Annotated in this window: 1 protein-coding gene; it reads left to right on the top strand. The window is 64.0% G+C overall.

Annotated features, from left to right (window positions below; translation table 11 throughout):
• Window positions 1-52: 52 nt before the first annotated feature.
• Window positions 53-1,332, top strand: a protein-coding gene (locus RH857_RS13490) for an IS3 family transposase (RefSeq protein ID WP_310538493.1) whose coding sequence is annotated in 2 segments (ribosomal slippage) — window positions 53-326 and window positions 326-1,332 — 1,281 coding nt in all. Because the reading frame shifts where the segments join, the coding sequence is not laid out codon by codon here.
• The last annotated feature ends 27 nt before the right edge of the window (window positions 1,333-1,359 follow it).

The following is a 1,359-nucleotide window of genomic DNA, read 5'->3' as shown; positions in this document are numbered from 1 at the left end:
TGAAGCGACCCAGGTTTGATGCCGCATCTTTCTAAGCTGAAAGGATGCAGTCATGCCTCGAATCACCGATCCCGCTCTGAAGCAGCGGGCCGTCCGTCTGGTGCTGGACCACCAGTCGGAGTACTCCTCCCGCACCGCGGCCATCAAGGCCGTCTCCGCACAGCTGGGCGTCGGCCGGGACTCCTTGCGCCGATGGATCACCCAGCACGAGATCGACCACGGCACCCGCGAGGGAACCTCAACCGATGAGCTCGAAGAGATCCGCCGGTTGAAGGCCGAGAACAGGCGGTTGAAGGAGACCAACGAGATCCTGCGTAAGGCCTCGATTTTCTTCGCGGGGGAACTCGACCCCCGATCCCGCTGATCAGCGCTTTCATCGATCAGCTGCGCTCTGATGGTCATGCCGTCGAGTCGATCTGCGCCATCCTCACCGCTGAGGGGACGCCGGTCGCGGCAAGGACCTACCGATCCTGGAAACAGGCCCACCACCAGCCGGCAACCAGGACCATCACCGACGCGATGGTCGAAGATGCCATCCGCTCTCTGGCCTATAAGCGCAAGGAGGACGGCACCATCAAACGCACCGCTGAGGGCCTCTACGGGCGCAGGAAGATGACCGCGGCCATTCGCCGTCGCCTGCCCGGGGCCACCCCGGGCGCGGTGGATCGGGCCATGAGGACCCTGGGCCTGGCCGGAGTCCGCCGGGGTAAGGCCGCGCGCACCACCGTCCCGGCTAAGGACGGCACACGTGCTGGGGATCTGCTCAATCGTGACTTCACCGCCGCGGCGCCGAACCGGGTCTGGGTCGCGGACTTCACATATGTGCGCACCTGGGCCGGGTTCGTCTACGTGGCCTTCCTCGTCGATGTCTTCGCCCAGCGGATCATCGGCTGGCACGCCGATACCATCAAGGCCACCGAGCTGGTGGACCTGCCCCTGCGCATGGGCCTGTGGCAGCGGGGACGCGAGGGTCACCCCGTCGAACGCGGGCAGCTGGTGGCACATTCGGATGCGGGGTCTCAATACACGAGCATTCGCTTCACCGAGCACCTTCAGCTAGAGGGGATCCAGCCCTCGATCGGGACCGTCGGCGATGCCTACGACAACAGCCTCATGGAGTCCATCATTGGGTTGTTCAAGACCGAAGCCATCCGCACCGACGTCTTCCACGAAGGCCCCTTCCGGAAGCTTTCCGATGTGGAATTCGCTACTGCCGGGTGGGTCGATTGGTGGAACCACCAACGCCTCCACAGCAGCATCGGTCATCTGACCCCGATAGAGTACGAACAGCTCCACTACGCCGCCTTGAAAGCGGAGCCCCACCTCATATGAAAGCGGCAGAGAACCTAGGGCGCTTCA

It is taken from the genome of Nesterenkonia flava, assembly GCF_031432335.1.
Taxonomy (GTDB): Bacteria; Actinomycetota; Actinomycetes; order Actinomycetales; family Micrococcaceae; genus Nesterenkonia; species Nesterenkonia flava.
This window is presented reverse-complemented; position numbering and strand designations above follow the sequence as displayed.